General features: G+C 68.7%; 22 protein-coding genes. 18 read left to right on the top strand and 4 right to left on the bottom strand.

Features of this window, described 5'->3' with window-relative positions:
- Nucleotides 1-159: 159 nt before the first annotated feature.
- From secY to truA, 11 genes are all read left to right on the top strand, one after another.
- Nucleotides 160-1482 (top strand): preprotein translocase subunit SecY, encoded by a 1323-nt coding sequence (gene secY / locus J2Y42_RS17360; RefSeq protein ID WP_018191949.1) that lies wholly within the window; start codon nt 160-162, stop codon nt 1480-1482.
- Nucleotides 1479-2099, top strand: coding sequence for an adenylate kinase (locus J2Y42_RS17355; RefSeq protein WP_309861052.1), 621 nt, complete (start codon nt 1479-1481; stop codon nt 2097-2099). Before secY ends, J2Y42_RS17355 begins: the two co-directional genes overlap by 4 nt.
- A 2-nt stretch (nt 2100-2101) precedes the next feature.
- The gene (gene map, locus J2Y42_RS17350) at nt 2102-2932 is read left to right on the top strand and encodes a type I methionyl aminopeptidase (RefSeq protein WP_309861049.1); all 831 of its coding nucleotides are present in this window, start codon (nt 2102-2104) and stop codon (nt 2930-2932) included.
- A gap of 173 nt (nt 2933-3105) precedes the next feature.
- Nucleotides 3106-3327 (top strand): translation initiation factor IF-1, encoded by a 222-nt coding sequence (infA, locus tag J2Y42_RS17345; RefSeq protein WP_011186713.1) that lies wholly within the window; start codon nt 3106-3108, stop codon nt 3325-3327.
- 82 nt (nt 3328-3409) lie between these two features.
- Nucleotides 3410-3523, top strand: a complete 114-nt coding sequence (gene rpmJ / locus J2Y42_RS17340) for a 50S ribosomal protein L36 (RefSeq protein ID WP_018191946.1) — start codon at nt 3410-3412, stop codon at nt 3521-3523.
- A 135-nt stretch (nt 3524-3658) separates the two neighbouring features.
- A complete protein-coding gene (gene rpsM / locus J2Y42_RS17335) occupies nt 3659-4033 on the top strand; it encodes a 30S ribosomal protein S13 (RefSeq protein ID WP_018191945.1) in 375 nt (124 codons plus the stop codon).
- A gap of 38 nt (nt 4034-4071) precedes the next feature.
- Nucleotides 4072-4470 carry a 30S ribosomal protein S11 gene (rpsK, locus tag J2Y42_RS17330; RefSeq protein WP_018191944.1) on the top strand — a complete coding sequence of 133 codons (399 nt, stop codon included), beginning with the start codon at nt 4072-4074 and terminating at the stop codon, nt 4468-4470.
- A 120-nt stretch (nt 4471-4590) separates the two neighbouring features.
- Nucleotides 4591-5589: a DNA-directed RNA polymerase subunit alpha gene (locus tag J2Y42_RS17325; RefSeq protein ID WP_018191943.1), complete on the top strand. Its 999-nt coding sequence runs from the start codon at nt 4591-4593 to the stop codon at nt 5587-5589.
- Nucleotides 5590-5643: 54 nt separating this feature from the next.
- Complete coding sequence (rplQ, locus tag J2Y42_RS17320) at nt 5644-6216, top strand: 50S ribosomal protein L17 (RefSeq protein ID WP_309861019.1); 573 nt, start codon at nt 5644-5646, stop codon at nt 6214-6216.
- A gap of 163 nt (nt 6217-6379) precedes the next feature.
- Entirely contained in the window at nt 6380-7405 is a 1026-nt protein-coding gene (locus tag J2Y42_RS17315) for a GNAT family N-acetyltransferase (RefSeq protein WP_309861018.1), read from the top strand.
- Nucleotides 7395-8279 carry a tRNA pseudouridine(38-40) synthase TruA gene (gene truA / locus J2Y42_RS17310; RefSeq protein ID WP_309861017.1) on the top strand — a complete coding sequence of 295 codons (885 nt, stop codon included), beginning with the start codon at nt 7395-7397 and terminating at the stop codon, nt 8277-8279. Before J2Y42_RS17315 ends, truA begins: the two co-directional genes overlap by 11 nt.
- Before the next feature lie 7 nt (nt 8280-8286).
- Here truA and J2Y42_RS17305 read toward each other — a convergent pair whose 3' ends face one another.
- Both J2Y42_RS17305 and J2Y42_RS17300 read right to left on the bottom strand, forming a co-directional pair.
- On the bottom strand, nt 8287-8922 hold the full coding sequence (locus J2Y42_RS17305; RefSeq protein ID WP_309861014.1) for a response regulator transcription factor: 636 nt from the start codon (nt 8920-8922) through the stop codon (nt 8287-8289).
- Nucleotides 8919-10127 (bottom strand): histidine kinase, encoded by a 1209-nt coding sequence (locus J2Y42_RS17300; RefSeq protein WP_309861010.1) that lies wholly within the window; start codon nt 10125-10127, stop codon nt 8919-8921. The genes J2Y42_RS17305 and J2Y42_RS17300 overlap by 4 nt, the downstream gene beginning before the upstream one ends.
- 256 nt (nt 10128-10383) lie before the next feature.
- Here J2Y42_RS17300 and rplM point away from each other — a divergent pair, with 256 nt between their 5' ends.
- Genes rplM through glmM form a run of 3 tightly spaced genes read left to right on the top strand, consistent with a single transcriptional unit; the run spans nt 10384 to nt 12769 of the window.
- A complete protein-coding gene (rplM, locus tag J2Y42_RS17295; protein WP_018191935.1) occupies nt 10384-10830 on the top strand; it encodes a 50S ribosomal protein L13 in 447 nt (148 codons plus the stop codon).
- Between the two features lie 52 nt (nt 10831-10882).
- Nucleotides 10883-11380 carry a 30S ribosomal protein S9 gene (gene rpsI, locus J2Y42_RS17290; RefSeq protein ID WP_309861007.1) on the top strand — a complete coding sequence of 166 codons (498 nt, stop codon included), beginning with the start codon at nt 10883-10885 and terminating at the stop codon, nt 11378-11380.
- Between the two features lie 27 nt (nt 11381-11407).
- Nucleotides 11408-12769, top strand: coding sequence for a phosphoglucosamine mutase (gene glmM / locus J2Y42_RS17285; RefSeq protein ID WP_309861005.1), 1362 nt, complete (start codon nt 11408-11410; stop codon nt 12767-12769).
- A 33-nt stretch (nt 12770-12802) separates the two neighbouring features.
- On the opposite strand, the gene J2Y42_RS17280 is transcribed toward glmM, so the two are convergent.
- Both J2Y42_RS17280 and coaA read right to left on the bottom strand, forming a co-directional pair.
- The gene (locus J2Y42_RS17280; RefSeq protein ID WP_309861002.1) at nt 12803-13111 is read right to left on the bottom strand and encodes a helix-turn-helix transcriptional regulator; all 309 of its coding nucleotides are present in this window, start codon (nt 13109-13111) and stop codon (nt 12803-12805) included.
- An 81-nt stretch (nt 13112-13192) separates the two neighbouring features.
- The gene (coaA, locus tag J2Y42_RS17275) at nt 13193-14131 is read right to left on the bottom strand and encodes a type I pantothenate kinase (protein ID WP_309860999.1); all 939 of its coding nucleotides are present in this window, start codon (nt 14129-14131) and stop codon (nt 13193-13195) included.
- A gap of 66 nt (nt 14132-14197) precedes the next feature.
- On the opposite strand from coaA, the gene glmS reads away from it, so the two are divergent.
- Genes glmS through tsaE form a run of 4 tightly spaced genes read left to right on the top strand, consistent with a single transcriptional unit; the run spans nt 14198 to nt 18057 of the window.
- Nucleotides 14198-16048, top strand: a complete 1851-nt coding sequence (glmS, locus tag J2Y42_RS17270; protein WP_309860995.1) for a glutamine--fructose-6-phosphate transaminase (isomerizing) — start codon at nt 14198-14200, stop codon at nt 16046-16048.
- 4 nt (nt 16049-16052) lie between these two features.
- Nucleotides 16053-16409, top strand: a complete 357-nt coding sequence (locus J2Y42_RS17265) for a holo-ACP synthase (protein WP_309860992.1) — start codon at nt 16053-16055, stop codon at nt 16407-16409.
- Nucleotides 16397-17527 (top strand): alanine racemase, encoded by a 1131-nt coding sequence (gene alr / locus J2Y42_RS17260; protein ID WP_309860990.1) that lies wholly within the window; start codon nt 16397-16399, stop codon nt 17525-17527. The genes J2Y42_RS17265 and alr overlap by 13 nt, the downstream gene beginning before the upstream one ends.
- The gene (gene tsaE, locus J2Y42_RS17255) at nt 17524-18057 is read left to right on the top strand and encodes a tRNA (adenosine(37)-N6)-threonylcarbamoyltransferase complex ATPase subunit type 1 TsaE (RefSeq protein ID WP_309860987.1); all 534 of its coding nucleotides are present in this window, start codon (nt 17524-17526) and stop codon (nt 18055-18057) included. Before alr ends, tsaE begins: the two co-directional genes overlap by 4 nt.
- Nucleotides 18058-18066: the final 9 nt, after the last annotated feature.

The following is an 18066-nucleotide window of genomic DNA, read 5'->3' as shown; positions in this document are numbered from 1 at the left end:
GTTATTTGCTGAGTGGTGCGCACCACAGGCCCCCGGTGATTGCTTCCCCTTAGCGCGGGGCGGCTGGTGGCTGCGAGTGGTCGGGAAGCGGCGGGGGGGGGGGGGGGGGGGCGGGGCACCCCCCCCCCCGACTGACTCTTAGGAAAGCAGGACGCAGGATTGTTTAGCGCCGTTGGGCGGATCTTCCGCACCCCGGATCTTCGCCGGAAGATCTTCTTCACGCTGGGCATCATCGCCCTGTTCCGGCTGGGGTCCTTCATCCCTGCGCCATTCGTCGATTTCGGCAACGTCCAGACCTGTCTGAACGCTAATCAGGACACTTCCGGCCTGTATTCGCTGGTGAATCTGTTCTCCGGCGGTGCCCTCCTCAAACTCTCGATCTTCGCGCTCGGCATCATGCCGTACATCACCGCGTCGATCATTGTGCAGCTGCTGCGCGTGGTCATCCCGCGCTTCGAGACCCTCTACAAGGAGGGCCAGGCCGGCCAGGCCAAGCTCACGCAGTACACGCGCTACCTCACCATCGCGCTGGGCGTACTCCAGTCGACGACGCTCATCACCGTCGCGCGCAGCGGCGCGCTGTTCGGCACCACCGCCGTCTCGCAGTGCACGCAGCTGATCACGGACGACTCCTGGTACGCGATCATGCTCATGGTCGTCACCATGACCGCCGGTACGGGCCTCATCATGTGGATGGGCGAGCTCGTGACCGAGCGCGGCATCGGCAACGGCATGTCGCTCCTCATCTTCACCTCGATCGCCGCGCAGTTCCCGTCCTCCCTCTGGGCGGTCGGCCAGTCGCAGGGCATCGAGATCCTGCTGGTCGTGATCGCGATCGGATTGCTCATCGTCATGGGCGTCGTGTTCGTCGAGCAGTCGCAGCGGCGCATCCCCGTCCAGTACGCGAAGCGAATGGTCGGCCGGCGCACCTACGGCGGCAACAACACGTACATCCCGATCAAGGTGAACATGGCCGGCGTCGTGCCCGTCATCTTCGCTTCGTCGCTGCTGTACCTGCCGGCGCTCATCGCCCAGTTCAACCAGCCGGCCGCGGGCAAGGCTCCTGCGCCCTGGGTCACCTGGATCACGAACTACCTGACCAAGGGCGACCACCCGCTGTACATGCTGCTGTACTTCCTCCTGATCGTCGGGTTCACCTACTTTTACGTGGCGATCACCTTCAACCCGGAGGAGGTCGCGGACAACATGAAGAAGTACGGCGGCTTCATCCCCGGCATCCGCGCGGGCCGTCCGACGGCCGAGTATCTGGACTACGTGCTCACGCGGGTGACCCTGCCCGGATCCTTCTATCTGGGCATCATCGCGCTGATCCCATTGGTCGCCTTCGCGTTGATCGGCGCAAGCCAGAACTTCATGTTCGGCGGCACGTCCATCCTGATCATCGTCGGTGTCGGACTGGAGACGGTCAAGCAGATCGACTCCCAGCTCCAGCAGCGGCATTACGAAGGGCTTCTGCGTTGACCCGAATGCTGATCGTCGGACCCCCCGGAGCGGGCAAGGGCACTCAGGCCTCCCGCATCACCACCACCTACGGGATCCCCGACATCTCCACGGGCGACATCTTCCGGGCCAACATCAAGAACGAGACGCCGCTCGGCAAGCAGGTCAAGGCCATCGTGGACGCGGGGGACTACGTCCCGGACACGCTCACCAATCAGCTGGTCGCGGACCGGCTCGACGAGGAGGACGCCAAGAACGGCTTCCTGCTCGACGGCTATCCGCGCACGCTCGCGCAGGTCGACTACCTCGATGAGCTCCTCGCCGGTAAAGGGCAGAAGCTGGATGCGGTTATCCAGCTGACGGCCGACCAGGACGAGATCGTGCAGCGCCTCAGCAAGCGCGCCCTCGAGCAGGGCCGCGCCGACGACTCCGAAGAGGCCATCCGGCACCGCCAGGAGGTCTACCTCCGCGAGACGTCGCCGCTGATCGACGTGTACCGCGAGCGCGGACTCCTTGTGCCGGTCGACGGTCTGGGCGGGATGGACGAGGTCGCCGAGCGGATCACCACCGCCCTCGCCGAGCGTGGCATCGTCCCGGTGGCGGGCGCCGGCGCGTCTACCGGCGAGTCCGTGGCCTAGAAGTGGTCTTCAAGAGGTCGATCTACAAGACGCCCGCGCAACTCCGCGACATGGTCGCGCCCGGGCGCGCGACGGCCGCATCCCTCGAAGCGGTCGCCGCGGCGGTCGCTCCCGGTGTGTCGACCCTCGAGCTCGACGCGATCGCGGAACGCGCGATCGTCGACGCCGGCGGCGCCTCCAACTTCAAGTTGGAGCCCGGGTACCACCACACCATCTGCGCCTCCGTCAACGACGAGGTCGTGCACGGCATCCCCGGTGCGCGCATCCTGGAGCCCGGCGACATCCTGTCGGTCGACAGCGGCGCCATCCTGGGCGGATGGAACGGGGATGCTGCGCGCACGTTCGTCCTTCCCGACCCGGCGCATCCCGACCCCGTGGCCGAGCGCGCCCGCCTCTCCGAGGTGACGGAGCAGTCGCTGTGGCGGGGCATCGCGACCCTCGCATCCGCGCGCTACCTCAACGACGTGGGGGAGGCGATCGAGGACTACATCTCGGCGCAGGGCGACTACGGCATCCTGACCGACTACATCGGTCACGGCATCGGGCGTCGCATGCACGAGGAGCCGCCGGTGTTCAACTACCGCGTGCGCGCCAAGGGACCGGAGGTGCGTCCCGGACTCGTGGTCGCGATCGAGCCGATGGTCGTCCTCGGATCGCAGGAGACCTACGTCAAGGACGACGGTTGGACCGTCGCGACGGAGGACGGCTCGGCGGCCGCCCACTGGGAGCACAGCGTCGCCGTGCACGCGGACGGCATCTGGGTGCTCACCGCGAGCGACGGAGGGGCCGCCGGCCTCGCCCCGTTCGGTGTGACACCGACCCCGATCGCCTGATGGGCGCCCGGAAGACGGTGTTCGCCCAGAGCGGCGGAGGATCATACACTCGGATTGGCGGATTCGCGCCCTTTCCCATAAGATAGATCCTTGGTGTCTTAGGCGCGTTCAGACGTGCCTTCCGCCGATCAACGCACGACCAGCAAACCACGACTTTTAGCGACAGTGAGGCTATGGCCAAAAAAGACGGTGTCATCGAGATCGAAGGATCCGTGATCGAGGCTCTTCCCAACGCGATGTTCCGCGTGGAGTTGACGAACGGTCACAAGGTTCTTGCCCACATCTCCGGCAAGATGCGCCAGCACTACATCCGCATCCTCCCCGAGGACCGCGTGATCGTGGAGCTGAGCCCCTACGATCTGACCCGCGGCCGGATCGTCTACCGCTACAAGTAAAGGTCTGCTGTAAGTAACGGCCCCACCCAACGGGTAGCCCCGGGTGAGGTACGAGGACAGCGAACAAAGGTAAGAAACACTCATGAAGGTCAACCCCTCGGTCAAGAGGATCTGCGACAAGTGCAAGGTCATCCGCCGCAACGGCCGGGTCATGGTCATCTGCGAGAACCCGCGCCACAAGCAGCGCCAGGGCTGAACGCAGTCATAACCGAATAGAAGAACAGGCGATCCCAGAACCCGCGTCCGGAGACGGACGCGGGGGACACCCTCGGAGGAGGCCGGGGCACCGGGATCGCTGCAGACCTCCACTCATCACAGGAGAAGCCAACACATGGCACGTCTAGCAGGCGTCGACATCCCGCGCGAGAAGCGCGTCGAGGTCGCACTCACCTACATCTATGGAGTCGGCCGCACCCGCGCCCTCCAGACTCTGCGCGAGACCGAGATCTCGGGCGACATCCGCGTCAAGGACCTGACCGACGAGCAGCTCGTCGCTCTCCGCGACTACATCGAGGGCAACTTCAAGGTGGAGGGTGACCTGCGCCGCGAGGTCGCCGCCGACATCCGCCGCAAGGTCGAGATCGGCAGCTACGAGGGTATCCGCCACCGTAAGGGCCTCCCGGTCCGCGGCCAGCGCACCAAGACCAACGCTCGTACCCGCAAGGGTCCGAAGCGCACCGTGGCCGGCAAGAAGAAGGCGCGCTAAGGCCCGCGGCCCCACGCTCTTAGGATTCAGGAGAAGAAATGGCAGCACCCAAGTCGGCCGCTCGCAAGCCGCGCAAGAAGGAAAAGAAGAACATTGCTGTGGGCCAGGCCCACATCAAGAGCACGTTCAACAACACGATCGTCTCGATCACCGACACCACCGGTGCCGTGATCAGCTGGGCCTCGTCCGGCGGCGTCGGATTCAAGGGCTCCCGCAAGTCGACCCCGTTCGCGGCGCAGCTCGCCGCCGAGTCGGCCGCGCGTCAGGCGCAGGAGCACGGCATGAAGAAGGTCGACGTCTTCGTCAAGGGCCCGGGTTCGGGTCGCGAGACGGCGATCCGCTCCCTCCAGGCCGCTGGCCTCGAGGTCGGCTCGATCAACGACGTCACCCCGCAGGCGCACAACGGTTGCCGCCCGCCCAAGCGCCGTCGCGTCTAAGCAGTTCTCTTCAGTCCGCCGCAGGCGGCGACTCGACCGGGTCGCCGCCTGACGGCGTGACACCCCACCACAGTAGAAGCAAGTGTCATATAGCGGACACTTAGCCGAAAGGAATCAATAGTGCTCATTGCACAGCGTCCTACGCTCACCGAAGAGAACATCTCCGAGTTCCGCTCGCGGTTCGTCATCGAGCCCCTGGAGCCCGGCTTCGGATACACCCTCGGCAACTCCCTGCGCCGCACCCTCCTCTCCTCCATCCCCGGCGCGGCTGTCACCAGCATCCGCATCGACGGTGTGCTGCACGAGTTCAGCACCGTTCCGGGCGTCAAGGAGGACGTGACCGAGATCATCCTGAACATCAAGGGTCTGGTGGTCTCCAGCGAGCACGACGAGCCGATCACCGCGTACCTCCGCAAGACCGGCGCCGGTCAGGTCACCGCCGCCGACATCTCGGCTCCGGCCGGTGTGGAGATCCACAACCCCGAGCTGGTCATCGCGACCCTCAACGACAAGGCGAAGTTCGAGGTCGAGCTGACCATCGAGCGCGGGCGCGGCTACGTGTCGGCCCAGCAGAACCGCAACGAGTACAGCGAGGCGGGCCAGATCCCGATCGACTCGATCTACTCGCCCGTCCTGAAGGTCACCTACCGCGTCGAGGCCACCCGTGCCGGTGAGCGCACCGACTTCGACCGCCTCGTGGTCGACGTCGAGACCAAGCCCGCGATCAGCCCGCGCGACGCCATCGCCTCGGCCGGCCGCACGCTAGTCGAGCTGTTCGGTCTCGCCCGCGAGCTCAACAGCGCCGCCGAGGGCATCGAGATCGGCCCGGCTCCGGTCGACGCCGTCCTCAGCTCCGAGCTGTCGATGCCGATCGAGGACCTCGACCTCTCGGTCCGCTCGTACAACTGCCTCAAGCGCGAGGGCATCAACACCGTGAGCGAGCTCGTCTCGCTGTCGGAGACGCAGCTCATGAACATCCGCAACTTCGGTCAGAAGTCGGTGGATGAGGTCAAGGACAAGCTGACGGAGATGGGTCTGTCGCTGAAGGACTCGGTCCCCGGGTTCGACGGCGCCCACTTCTACAGCGGCTACGACGAGGACGAGTCCACCACCATCTGAGGCACGTCGCCCGACTCAGCCATCAGACCTTTTCAACACTGGAGATAACCGATCATGCCTAAGCCCACCAAGGGCCCCCGCCTCGGGGGCGGCCCGGCGCACGAGCGCCTCATGCTCGCCAACCTGGCCGCTGCGCTCTTCACGCACAAGAGCATCAAGACCACCGAGACGAAGGCCAAGCGCCTCCGTCCCGTGGCCGAGCGCCTGATCACGTTCGCGAAGCGCGGCGACCTGCACGCCCGCCGTCGCGTGCTCGCCGTGATCAGCGACAAGTCCGTCGTGCACGAGCTCTTCACCGAGATCGCGCCGCTGGTCGCCGAGCGTGAGGGCGGCTACACCCGCATCACGAAGCTCGGCTTCCGCAAGGGTGACAACGCGCCGATGGCGCAGATCGAGCTCGTGCTCGAGCCCGTCACCCCGAAGGTGAAGTCGTCCAAGACCACCGCCGCCCCCAAGGCCGCGCCGGTCGAGGAGACCCCCGCCGAGGAGACCGCGACCGAGGAGACCCCGGCCGAGGAGACCAGCACCGAGACCGCCGCCGCCGAGGCGGAGGTCGTCGAGGACGCGACCGCCGACGCCGACGCCGCCGGTGAGACCGACGCCGAGAGCGAGGCGGAGAAGGCGTAACGCCCTCCCGTTCCACACGAAGGCCCCGCATCCCTGGATGCGGGGCCTTCGTCGTTCCCGGCCGTCTGTGGGTCGCAACACGCCGCTACGCAGACGGGATAACGGCGTGTCGCGACCCAGGGATGCGGGGCGCGGCCGGGAGGCGAGGCTCTAGGGTGAAAGGATGACCGACGACACCCTGAGCCCGCTGCGCGAGCGGGTCGCCGCGCCGCCGACCTACCGCCCCCGGCATCCCCTCGTCGCCGAATGGCGACCGGCGACCGCCGCCGACGTGGACGCGATATACGACGTGTACCGGGCGATCGCCGTGCAGGACCACCCGAACTACGTCAACACACGCGAGGAGGTCGAGGAGGAGCTCGGCTACAGCTTCATCGACCTGGAGACCGACACGCTGCTCGCCGTCACCGCCGACGGTCGAGTCGCCGCCGTCGGTATCGTGATGGAGCCGCCGCGGCAGGAGACGCTGGTGCGCGAGTTCATGAACGGCGGCGTCCATCCCGAGTTCCGCGGCCAGGGAATCGGACGCGAGCTGCTCGCGTGGCAGCGGGCCCGGGGCGAGCAGAAGCTGGCCGCCTCGGACAAGACGCTGCCCGGCTGGCTGGTCGGGTACGCCGACCGGCGCGCGCCCGATCGCGAGCGGCTGCTCCTCGCCGGCGGGTTCGAGGTCGCCCGGTACTTCCGGACGATGGAGCGCGACCTGCGCGATCCCATCCCCGAGGTGTCGCCGACGATCGACGTGCGGATCGTCCCCTACACGAGCGAGCTCGCCGCCGCCGTTCACGCGGCGCGCGATGACGCCTTCCGTGATCACTGGGGCAGCCAGCCTCTGAGCGACGAGCAGTTCTCGGGGCTGGTGTCCGGGGTGTTCGTGGCCGAGCTCTCGTTCGTCGCGCTCGCGGGTGACGAGGTCGTCGGCGTCCTGCTCACGGATGTGAACGAAGACGACTGGGCCGGCCAGGGTTTCACCGGTGCGTACGTGTCCACCGTCGCGGTGACGCGGCCGTACCGCGGGAAGCGCATCGCACCGTCGCTGCTGCGAGCGGTGCTCGAGGGATGTGCTCAGCGTGACTGGGACAAGGTCGTCCTCGACGTGGACGCCGAGAATCCGACCGGCGCGCTGGGGCTCTACACGGGGATGGGGTTCGTGACGACCCAGGCCGAGACGGGGCTCGTGCGTGCCTACTGATCGCGCGCCGGGCGACGCCGCCCGACGGTACCGGCTCGACATCGCCTACCAGGGCACGGATTTCAACGGCTGGGGGCGCCAGCCGGGCCTGCGGACGGTGCAGGGGACGCTGGAGGACGGTCTCGCGACGATCTTCCGCCGGGCGGGGGAGCCGCCGCTCCTGACCGTCGCCGGCCGAACGGATGCGGGGGTGCACGCTGCGGGACAGGTCGCCCACGTCGACCTGTCGCGGGAGCAGGAGGCGGTCCTCCGGAAGCCGCACGGGAAGCGCCCGCCGCTGTCTGCAGAGGAGGCGCTCGGCCGGCGGCTGAACGGCATCCTCGGCCCGGTATCCGACGTCGTCGTGCTCGACGCGACGGTTGCGCCCGAGGGATTCGACGCGCGCTTCTCGGCGCTCTGGCGACGTTACGAGTACCGCGTCGCCGACCGCGCGGCCCTCCGCGACCCGCTGCAACGCCACCGGACCGCCTGGGTGTCGGCGGACCTCGATGTGGATGCGATGGACATGGCCGCCCACGGACTCCTCGGCCTCCACGATTTCGCCAGCTACTGCAAAGCGCGCGAGGGCGCCACGACCATCCGCACCCTCCAGGCGTTCAGCTGGCGTCGTGACGATTATGGCGTGCTCATCGCGGAGCTCACGGCCGACGCCTTCTGCCACAGCATGGTGCGCGCGCTCGTGGGGGCATGCGTCGAGGTCGGTGAGGGCAAGCTCGGCGCCGGCGACCTGGTGAGCCTTCGCGACGAGAAGCAGCGCACCAGCGCGTTCAAGGTGATGCCGGCCCGCGGCCTCACCCTGATGGAGGTCGGCTACCCCGAGGGAGCGGAACTCGCCCTCCGTGCGGAGCGAACGCGCGCGATGCGGGAGCTGTGAGCGCCGCTCACCGCACGAGCCCGTTCTCATAGGCGAACGCCACCAGTTGCACGCGCGACGCCAGCCCGAGCTTGGCGAGGATGCTGCGGACGTGCGACTTGACGGTCGCCTCGGAGATGAAGGCCGTCTGCCCGATCTCGCCGTTGTTCAGACCGCGGGCGGCGAGGAGGAACACCTCCTTCTCGCGGACCGACAAGGCGTCGATCGACTCCGGCCGCCGGCGGGCCAGCGTGCGGAACAACTCCGTCGTCGCCTTCGGTGCGATGACCGAGTGACCGTCGTGCACGGTCCGGATGGCGGCCAGGATGAAGTCCGGCGTCGCATCCTTCACCAGGAAGCCGTCCGCTCCCGCCCGAAGCGCCGCGGCGACCGCCTCGTCACGTTCGAAGGTCGTGAGGACGACGATGCGGGGGAGTGGGGCCGCGTGCTCCCGCCGGATGCTCTCTGTCGCTGCGATGCCGTCCAGCACCGGCATCCGGATGTCCATGAGCAGCACATCTGGACCCGCCGACCGGGCCAGCTGTATTGCTTGCAGGCCGTCCGCGGCGCTGCCGGCGAACTCGAGATCGGGTTGCGACTCGATCATCATCTGCAGTCCCGTACAGAACAGCGGCTGGTCGTCGGCGATCGCGACCCGGATCATGCGGTCACCGCATTCCGGCTCGCCGGGATGTAGGCGGTCACGAGATACCCGCCCGGCTGGTCTTCGTCCTCGCCGGCGTCGAGCCAGCCTCCAGCGAACCGGGCGCGCTCGCGCATCCCGATGAGGCCGCGGCCCGTTGATCTGGGCGGAGGCGCGTCCCGCGGAGCCGACGGCCGGGATGCCAGGGACAGGGCGATGCCGTCCTCTCGCTCGTCCAACGCCAGCCGCGCGCGTGCACCGGCGCCGGCGTGCTTGAGCGCGTTGGTGAGGCCCTCCTGGACGATCCGGTAGACGGCGAGTTCCTGTGCCGCGCTGAGTTCCGCGGCGCCGCCGAACCGCTCGACGGCGATCGTGAGGCCGGCGTGGGACATGCGCTCCACCAGTTCGTCGAGGTCGGCCAAGCCGGGATGCACGGGGCCGTCGGGACTGCCGACGAGCGTCTCGATCAGCACTCGGACCTCTGTGAGGGATGCGCGCGCGGTGTCCGCGATGGTGGCGAGCGATGGAGCGACGTAGGCGGGGCGCTCGTCCACGAGCATGCGAGCGCCGTCCGCCTGGGCGAGGATCACGGAGAGCGAGTGCGCCATGATGTCGTGCACGTCCTGCGCGATCCGCTCCCTTTCCCCGGCAACCATCGTCTCGACCTCCGCGATGCGGAGTTCGGCCGTCGTGCGCGCGAGCTCCTCCTCGCTCCGCCGCGTGCGCATCCACACGCCGATGAGGGTGCCGATGACCCAGGCGAACGCCGCCGCTCCGGCGCAGACGACGAAGAATGTCACTCGGATCGCAGCATCGGTGTGCCCGATCCCCTGGGCCCAGGACAGGAGCCCCGCAACGGACACTCCCGCCCCGACGGCGAAGGCGAGGGCGACGACCCGCATGCGACCGTGCACCGTGGCGGCCACGACGACGATGATGACGGCATAACCGAGGTAGATGGCCGCATTCTGGAAGATCCCCGACGGGAAGAGGAGCTGACCGACGAGCACCGCGGTTCCGCCTGCCATGGCCACGACAGGACTGAGTCGCGAGAGCCCGATAGCGCAGGCGAGCACCAGGAGGGCGGCCCAGAACGGAACGGTAGAACGGAGGGCAGACGGCAGGAGCTGGTTGCGGCCGGCCTCTGCGACGGCCCAGAAGACGAAGAACGTCACCGCGAGGGCGGGCTCGAGCAGCCACCGGCTGCGTTTCAAGAGCGGACTCATACCGGCAACGCTAGGGTGGGGAGGCTGATTCTGCGCACGATCGCGCCGGGTTTCAGCCCTGGGGCTGAGTGCGGCTCAGCCGGTTTGACCGGGTATGCCCGGCTCCCGTAGTATTGACCTTTGGTGTCCGCGCCCCCTGCGGCCGGACGCACGAACGTGAGCCCTCCACCGGTCCGGTTCGACGCCATCGCGAACGAACCACCAACGGAGTGGGATTCACGAACACCTCCGTTCGAGACAGAAAGCAGCCACTACTGTGACGCGCACCTATTCCCCGAAGGCAGACGAGATCCAGCGCGACTGGGTCGTCATCGACGCGACCGACGTCGTGCTCGGCCGTCTCGCCAGCCACACCGCCGCCCTCCTCCGCGGCAAGCACAAGCCGACCTTCGCCCCCCACATGGACAGCGGTGACTTCGTCATCATCGTCAACGCCGACAAGGTCGCGCTGACCGGTCAGAAGGCTCTGCAGAAGAAGGCCTACCGCCACTCGGGCTACCCGGGTGGACTCAAGGCGACCACGTACTCGGAGCTTCTCGAGAAGAACCCGGTGCGCGCCGTCGAGAAGGCCGTCCGCGGAATGCTGCCGAAGAACTCCATCGGCCGCGCCCAGCTCCGCAAGCTGAAGGTCTACACCGGAAGCGAGCACCCGCACGCCGCCCAGCAGCCGAAGCCGTACACGCTCGGCCAGGTCGCCCAGTAAGCGCGACGACGCAGACCTTCACGACTTAAAGAGACAAAGGATTATCACCACCGTGGCGAAGATCGCAGACAGCATCGACTCGGCCCAGGTCGAGAACGTCGAGTCCTACTCGACCGAGACCCCGGCCTCCGAGGCCCCGGCCGCCCCGCGCGCCGTCCTCTCCGTTCCCGGCGCGGCCGTCGGCCGCCGCAAGGAGGCCATCGCGCGCGTGCGCCTGGTCCCGGGTTCCGGCACCATCACGGTCAACGGCCGTGAGTTCGCCGACTACTTCCCGAACAAGCTGCACCAGCAGCTCATCAACGACCCGTTCAAGGTGCTCGACCTCATCGGCTCCTACGACGTCGTCGCCCGCATCACCGGCGGTGGCCCCTCGGGTCAGGCGGGCGCGCTGCGCCTCGCCATCGCGCGCGCTCTCAACGAGATCGACCGCGACAACAACCGCCCGACCCTGAAGAAGGCCGGCTTCCTCACCCGTGACGCCCGCGTCACCGAGCGCAAGAAGGCCGGTCTCAAGAAGGCCCGCAAGGCGTCGCAGTTCTCCAAGCGCTAACGCTCGCCAGCGTTTAGGCTTCGGTCCATGCCACGCCTCTTCGGAACCGACGGCGTTCGCGGTCTCGCGAACGGCAGTCTCACCGCCGACCTGGCGCTCGGCCTTGCGCAGTCAGCTGCTGCTGTACTGACGCAAGGCCGAAGCGCCGAGGCGCGCCGCGCCGCCGGCAAGCGCCCAACGGCCATCGTCGCCCGCGACCCCCGCGTCTCGGGTGAGTTCCTCTCCGCCGCCGTCGCGGCCGGGCTCGCCAGCTCCGGCATCGACGTGTACGACGCGGGAGTCATCCCCACGCCCGCAGCGGCGTTCCTCATCGCCGACTTCGATGCAGACTTCGGTGTGATGGTTTCGGCGTCGCACAACCCGGCGCCGGACAACGGGATCAAGATCTTCGCCCGCGGGGGCACCAAGCTCCCCGACGTCGTCGAGGACCGCATCGAGCAGCACCTCGACCTCGAGAAGCTGACCCCGACCGGCGCCGACGTCGGCCGCATCCGACGCTTCGCCGACGCGGAGGACCGCTACGTCCTCCACCTCCTCGGCAGCCTCCCGCACCGCCTCGACGGCATCCATGTCGTCCTCGACTGCGCCCACGGTGCGGCGGCGGGGATCTCGCCCGAGGTGTTCACCGACGCCGGAGCGCGAGTGACCGTCATCGGCGACGCGCCGGACGGCATGAACATCAACGACGGTGTCGGCTCCACGCACCTCGACAACCTCGCGAAGGCCGTGCTCGCGGCCGGCGCCGATGTCGGCATCGCCCACGACGGCGACGCGGACCGCTGCCTCGCGATCGACGCCGACGGCAACGTCGTCGACGGCGACCAGATCATGGCGATCCTCGCGGTCGGCATGAAGGAGCGCGGCAAGCTGCGCGACGACACCCTCGTCGCCACGGTGATGAGCAACCTGGGCCTGAAGCTCGCCATGCGCGACCACGGCATCCGGATGGTCGAGACTGCGGTCGGCGACCGCTACGTGCTCGAGGAGATGAACGAGCACGACTACTCCCTCGGCGGAGAGCAGTCCGGCCACGTCATCATGCGCGAGTTCGCGACGACGGGTGACGGCATCCTCACCGGCCTCCACCTCCTCAGCGAGATGGCGCGCCAGGGCAAGACGCTGGCGGAGCTCGCCACGGTCATGACGGTGTACCCGCAGGTGATGGTGAACGTGAAGAACGTCGACCACCACGCGGTGCACACCGATGAGGGGCTCCGCACCGCCGTGCAGACGGCGGAGAGCGCCCTCGGCGACACCGGACGCGTGCTGCTGCGCCCGTCGGGTACCGAGCCCCTCGTCCGCGTCATGGTCGAGGCCGCGGACCACGTCACGGCAGAGCGCCTGGCGAACGAGCTCGCCGATGTCGTGCGGGAGCGCCTGGCCCTCTAGTCGGTCAGCGCGTTTCGCGCGTCAGCACCCGCGTCAGCGCGTCTCGTGCGCGCGGCGCGCCGCGAGGAAGTCCGCCACGGAGTAGGCGCGCGAGCGGTCGGGCAGCATCTCGGTGCCGTACAGTCCCGCCATCAGGGTGCCCGGGTCGACGTCCAGCGCCGTCGCGATGCGGACGATCGTGTGCAACTCGGAGTTCGCCTCGCCGCGCTCGACCCGCCCGTAGTTCGTGACGTGCATGTCGGCCAGGTTGGCGATGTCCTCCTGGCTCATCCCGAGCGAGATCCGTGCCTCGCGAACCCGCTGCCCGAAGAGTTCGGCGGCGCGAGAACGTGGTGCTGGCATGCCTCATGCTTACGGGACGTATGCATGCATGGCCAGAGCACCACGACCTCATTTATGCATGCTTGAGGTCTAGAGGCCAGATCAGAGCTTGCGCAGCAGCACCGAACTGACCGCGTGATCCGCATCCTTCCGCAGCACCAGCTTGGCGCGGGAGCGCGTCGGCCGGATGTTCTGCAACAGGTTGGGCTCGTTGATCGCGGTCCAGATGGATGCGGCGCGCGCTCGCGCCTGCTCCTCCGTCAGCTGGGCATAGCGGTGGAAGTACGACTTCGGATTGGCGAACGCGCCGCGCTGCAGCTTCAGGAAACGCTCCTCGTACCAGTGCGCGATGTCGCGGGTGCGCGCATCCACGTAGACGCTGAAGTCGAACAGGTCGCTCACGGCGAGCCGGTTGCCTCCGCCCGCCGGCTGCAGCACATTCAGGCCCTCGACGATGAGGACATCCGGGCGCCGCACCACGATCTCCGCATCCGGAACGATGTCGTAGCTGAGGTGCGAGTAGAAGGGGGCCCGGACCTCCGGGGCTCCGCTCTTGATGGCCGTGACGAAACGCAGCAGCGCTCGCCGGTCGTACGACTCGGGGAAGCCCTTGCGCTCCATCAGGCCACGACGCTCGAGCTCGGCGTTCGGAAGCAGGAAGCCGTCGGTGGTCACCAGCTCGACACGCGGGGTGTCGTCCCAGCGCGACAGCAGCTCGCGCAGGAGGCGGGCGATCGTCGACTTGCCGACGGCGACGGAACCGGCGACGCCGATGACGAACGGGGTGCTGGCCGCTCGCTCACCGAGGAAGTCGCTCGTCACCCGGTGCAGCTGCTTCGCGCCGCCCACGTAGAGATTGAGGAGACGGCTGAGCGGGAGGTAGACCTCCGACACTTCGCGCATGTCGAGCGGATCGCCGAGGCCGCGGAGCTGGACGATCTCCGTCTCCTGCAGGGGCAGGCGGGTGTTCTCCGCCAGTTCCGCCCAGTCGGCCCTGCTCAGCTCGACGAAGGGGGTGGAGGAGTCGCCGTTCGGAAGCATAGGCCACCAATTCTAGGGGGGCGCTCCAAGCGGGCTCCCATTTCAGCCCACGATAGACTCGAGCCCATGTGTGGAATCGTGGGGTACGTCGGTACCGACAAGAGCCTCGAAGTGCTTCTCGGCGGTCTGAAGCGTTTGGAGTACCGCGGATACGACTCCGCGGGCATCGCCGTGATCGGCCCGGACGGAGCTCTCGGCACCGCCAAGAAGGCGGGCAAGCTCTCGGTGCTGACCGAAGACCTGCAGGAGCACCCCATCCCGAACGGGCAGACCGGCATCGGTCACACCCGTTGGGCGACGCACGGCGGGCCGACCGACGTGAACGCGCACCCGCACCTCGGCGACGACGGTCGCCTGGCCGTCATCCACAACGGCATCATCGAGAACTTCGCGACGCTGAAGGACGAGCTGCTGGCCGACGGCTTCGCCTTCGAGTCCGAGACCGACACCGAGGTCGCGGCCGTTCTGCTCGGCCGCGAGTACCGCCGGACGGGCGACCTGCCCGAGGCGTTCCAGAGCGTCGTCTCGCGCCTGGAGGGTGCATTCACCCTCCTCGCGATGCACCAGGACCAGCCGCACGTCGTCGTCGGCGCGCGCCGCAACTCGCCGCTCGTCATCGGGCTCGGCGAGGGCGAGAACTTCCTCGGTTCGGATGTCGCCGCGTTCGTCGAGCACACCCGCAAGGCGATGGCGATCGGCCAGGACCAGATCGTCACCATCACTCCGGACAGCGTCACGGTCACCGACTTCGCCGGCGCACCCGTCGAGGTCGAGCCGTTCGAGGTCGCGTGGGACGCCTCCGCCGCCGAGAAGGGCGGATGGTCGTCGTTCATGGCCAAGGAGATCGCCGAAGAGCCGGATGCGGTGGCCAACACCCTGCGCGGCCGTCTCGTCGACGGCACGGTTCACATCCCCGAGCTCGACGCGCTCGGCGACGAGTACTTCGCCGGCATCGACCGCATCACGATCATCGCGTGCGGCACCGCCGCGTACGCGGGCCTGGTGGGCAGCTACGCGATCGAGAAGTGGGCCCGCGTGCCCGTCACGGTCGAGCTGAGCCACGAGTTCCGCTACCGCGAGCCCGTGCTGACCGACGGCACCCTGGTCATCTCGATCAGCCAGTCGGGCGAGACGATGGACACGCTGATGGCCGTCAAGTACGCCCGCGAGGGCGGCGCGAAGGCGATCTCGGTCTGCAACACGCAGGGCGCGACCATCCCGCGCGAGTCCGACGCAGCGCTCTACACGCACGCCGGGCCGGAGGTCGCCGTCGCGTCGACGAAGGCTTTCGTCGCCCAGATCACCGCGCTGTACCTGTTCGGGCTCCACCTTGCGCGCGTCCGCGGAACCCTCAGCGCCGCCCAGCAGCGCGACGCGATCGAGGAGCTGCAGGAGGTGCCCGCGAAGATCGCCACGGTGCTCGAGTCGCACGCCGAGATCGCGCAGCTGGCCAAATGGATGTCGGACACCCGCGCGGTGCTGTTCCTCGGTCGTCACGTCGGCTACCCGATCGCGCTGGAAGGCGCGCTGAAGCTCAAGGAGCTTGCGTACATCCACGCCGAGGGCTTCGCGGCCGGCGAGCTGAAGCACGGACCGATCGCCCTGATCGAGCCGGGCCAGCCGGTGTTCGTCGTCGTGCCCAGCCCGCGCTGGTCGGACGAGCTGCACAAAAAGGTCGTCTCGAACATCCAGGAGATCCGCGCCCGCGGCGCCCGCGTCATCGCGATCGCCGAGGCCGGAGACGCCGCCGTGCTGCCGTTCGCCGACGAGGTCATCCGCATCCCGCTGGCCGCGCCCCTCTTCGAGCCGCTTCTCGCGGTCGTCCCGCTGCAGATCTTCGCCATGGAGCTGTCGGCGGCGAAGGGCCTCGACGTCGACCAGCCGCGCAACCTGGCCAAGTCCGTCACCGTCGAGTGACGCCGTGATCGCCGGCATCGGGGTCGACGTGGTCGATCTGGCACGCTTCGCGCGGTCGATCGCCCGTACGCCGAAGCTGCGCGACCGGCTGTTCACCGAGGCGGAGCGCCTGCTTCCCGTGCACTCGCTCGCGGCCCGGTTCGCCGCGAAAGAGGCGCTGATCAAGGCGCTCGGCGGGTCGGAAGGCGTGCGCTGGCACGACATGGAGATCGTCCCCGACGAGGAGAGGAACCCCGGTTTCGTGCTGCACAACGTCGTCGAGGCGCAGGTCCGCGAGCGCGGCATCGTGCGCATCCACGTGTCGATGACGCACGACGCCGGCGTCGCGACGGCGTTCGTCGTGACGGAGTGCGCGCCGTGACCGCGGCGTTCCGGGAGCGGGTCGTCGACCTGGATGCGGTGAGCGCGAACGTCGCGCGCCTGCGCGAGCTCGTCGGCACGCCGCACGTCATGGCGGTCGTCAAGGCCGACGCGTACGGCCACGGCGCCGTCGAGTGCGCCCGTGCGGCGCTCGCCGGCGGAGCGGACTGGCTCGGCGTCGCCGAGATCTCCGAGGGCCTTGCGCTGCGGGAGGCCGGCATCACCGCGCCGGTGCTCGCGTGGCTGCACGACCCCGACGACGACTTCGCCGACGCCGTCCGCGCCGACCTCGACCTCGGGATATCGTCCCGCGCTCAGCTGGAGGCCGCAGCGGCCGCAGGCACGGGCGACCGGCCGGTCTTCGTCCAGCTCAAGATCGAGACCGGGCTGAGCCGCAACGGAGTCCCCGAGTCCGAGTGGGATGCGGTGGTCGCGCGCGCACGCGAGCTCGAGCTCGCGGGGCTCGTCCGGGTCCGCGGCATCTTCTCGCACCTCTCCAACGCGTCGCCGGACGACGACCGCGCGGCCATCGCCGCGTTCGAGCGCGCGCTCGATCGCGCGTCCGCCGCCGGACTCGATCCCGAGCTGCGGCACATCGCGGCTAGTGCCGCAGCCCTCTCGCTACCGGAGTCGCGATTCGACCTCGTCCGTCTCGGCATCGCCGTGTACGGGCTGTCGCCCTTCGGCCGCGAGTCGGCCATCGAGCTCGGGCTGCGTCCCGCGATGACGCTCCGCGGACGGGTGGCGGCCGTCCGGCGCGTGCCTGCGGGCACCGGCGTCTCCTACGACTACACCTACCGCACCGAGAAGGAGACGACGCTCGTCCTCGTCCCGCTCGGCTACGCGGAGGGCATCCCGCGTCACGCGTCCAATCGCGGTCCTGTCGCGATCGGCGGCCGCACATTCCAGATCAGCGGGCGCGTCGCCATGGACCAGTTCGTGGTCGACGTCGGCGACCTGGACGTGGCGGTCGGCGACGAGGTCGTCCTGTTCGGCGACCCCGCGACCGGCGTGCCGGGTGCGGACGACTGGGCCGAGGCCGCCGACACCATCAACTACGAGATCGTGACCCGGCTCGGCGGACGACTGAGACGGAGCTACACCGGAGGCGACCGATGACGGACGCGCTGCAGGTGCCCGCGGTCCGGCGGGTCGCCACGGCGGAGGAGATGCACGAACTCGGCCGGGAGCTGGCCGGGGTCCTTCGGGCGGGCGACCTCGTCATCCTGTCCGGCCCGCTCGGAGCGGGTAAGACGACGCTGACGCGCGGGATCGGCGAAGGACTGGACGTGCGCGGCCCGGTGACCAGCCCGACCTTCGTGCTCGCCCGGACGCATCCCAGCCTCTCCGGCGGCGCGCCGCTCGTCCACGTCGACGCCTACCGCCTGTCCAGCGCGCTCGAGCTCGACGATCTCGACATCGACTTCGCGCGCTCGGTCGTCGTGGTGGAGTGGGGCGCCGGGATGCTCGACGGCGTCGCCGAGTCGTGGCTCGAGGTCGCGATCGAGCGGCCGACGGGGGCGGCGGAGGGCGCGGCTGCCGCGGACGAGGCGGTCGACGAGACCGACGAACCGCGTACCGTCACGCTGACCGGGTTCGGTCCGCGCTGGGCGCCGCTCACGGGCTCCTCGTCCGCCGATCCCGCTTAGGCTGGATGC

Source organism: Leifsonia sp. 1010 (assembly GCF_031455295.1).
Taxonomy (GTDB): Bacteria; Actinomycetota; Actinomycetes; order Actinomycetales; family Microbacteriaceae; genus Leifsonia.
This window is presented reverse-complemented; position numbering and strand designations above follow the sequence as displayed.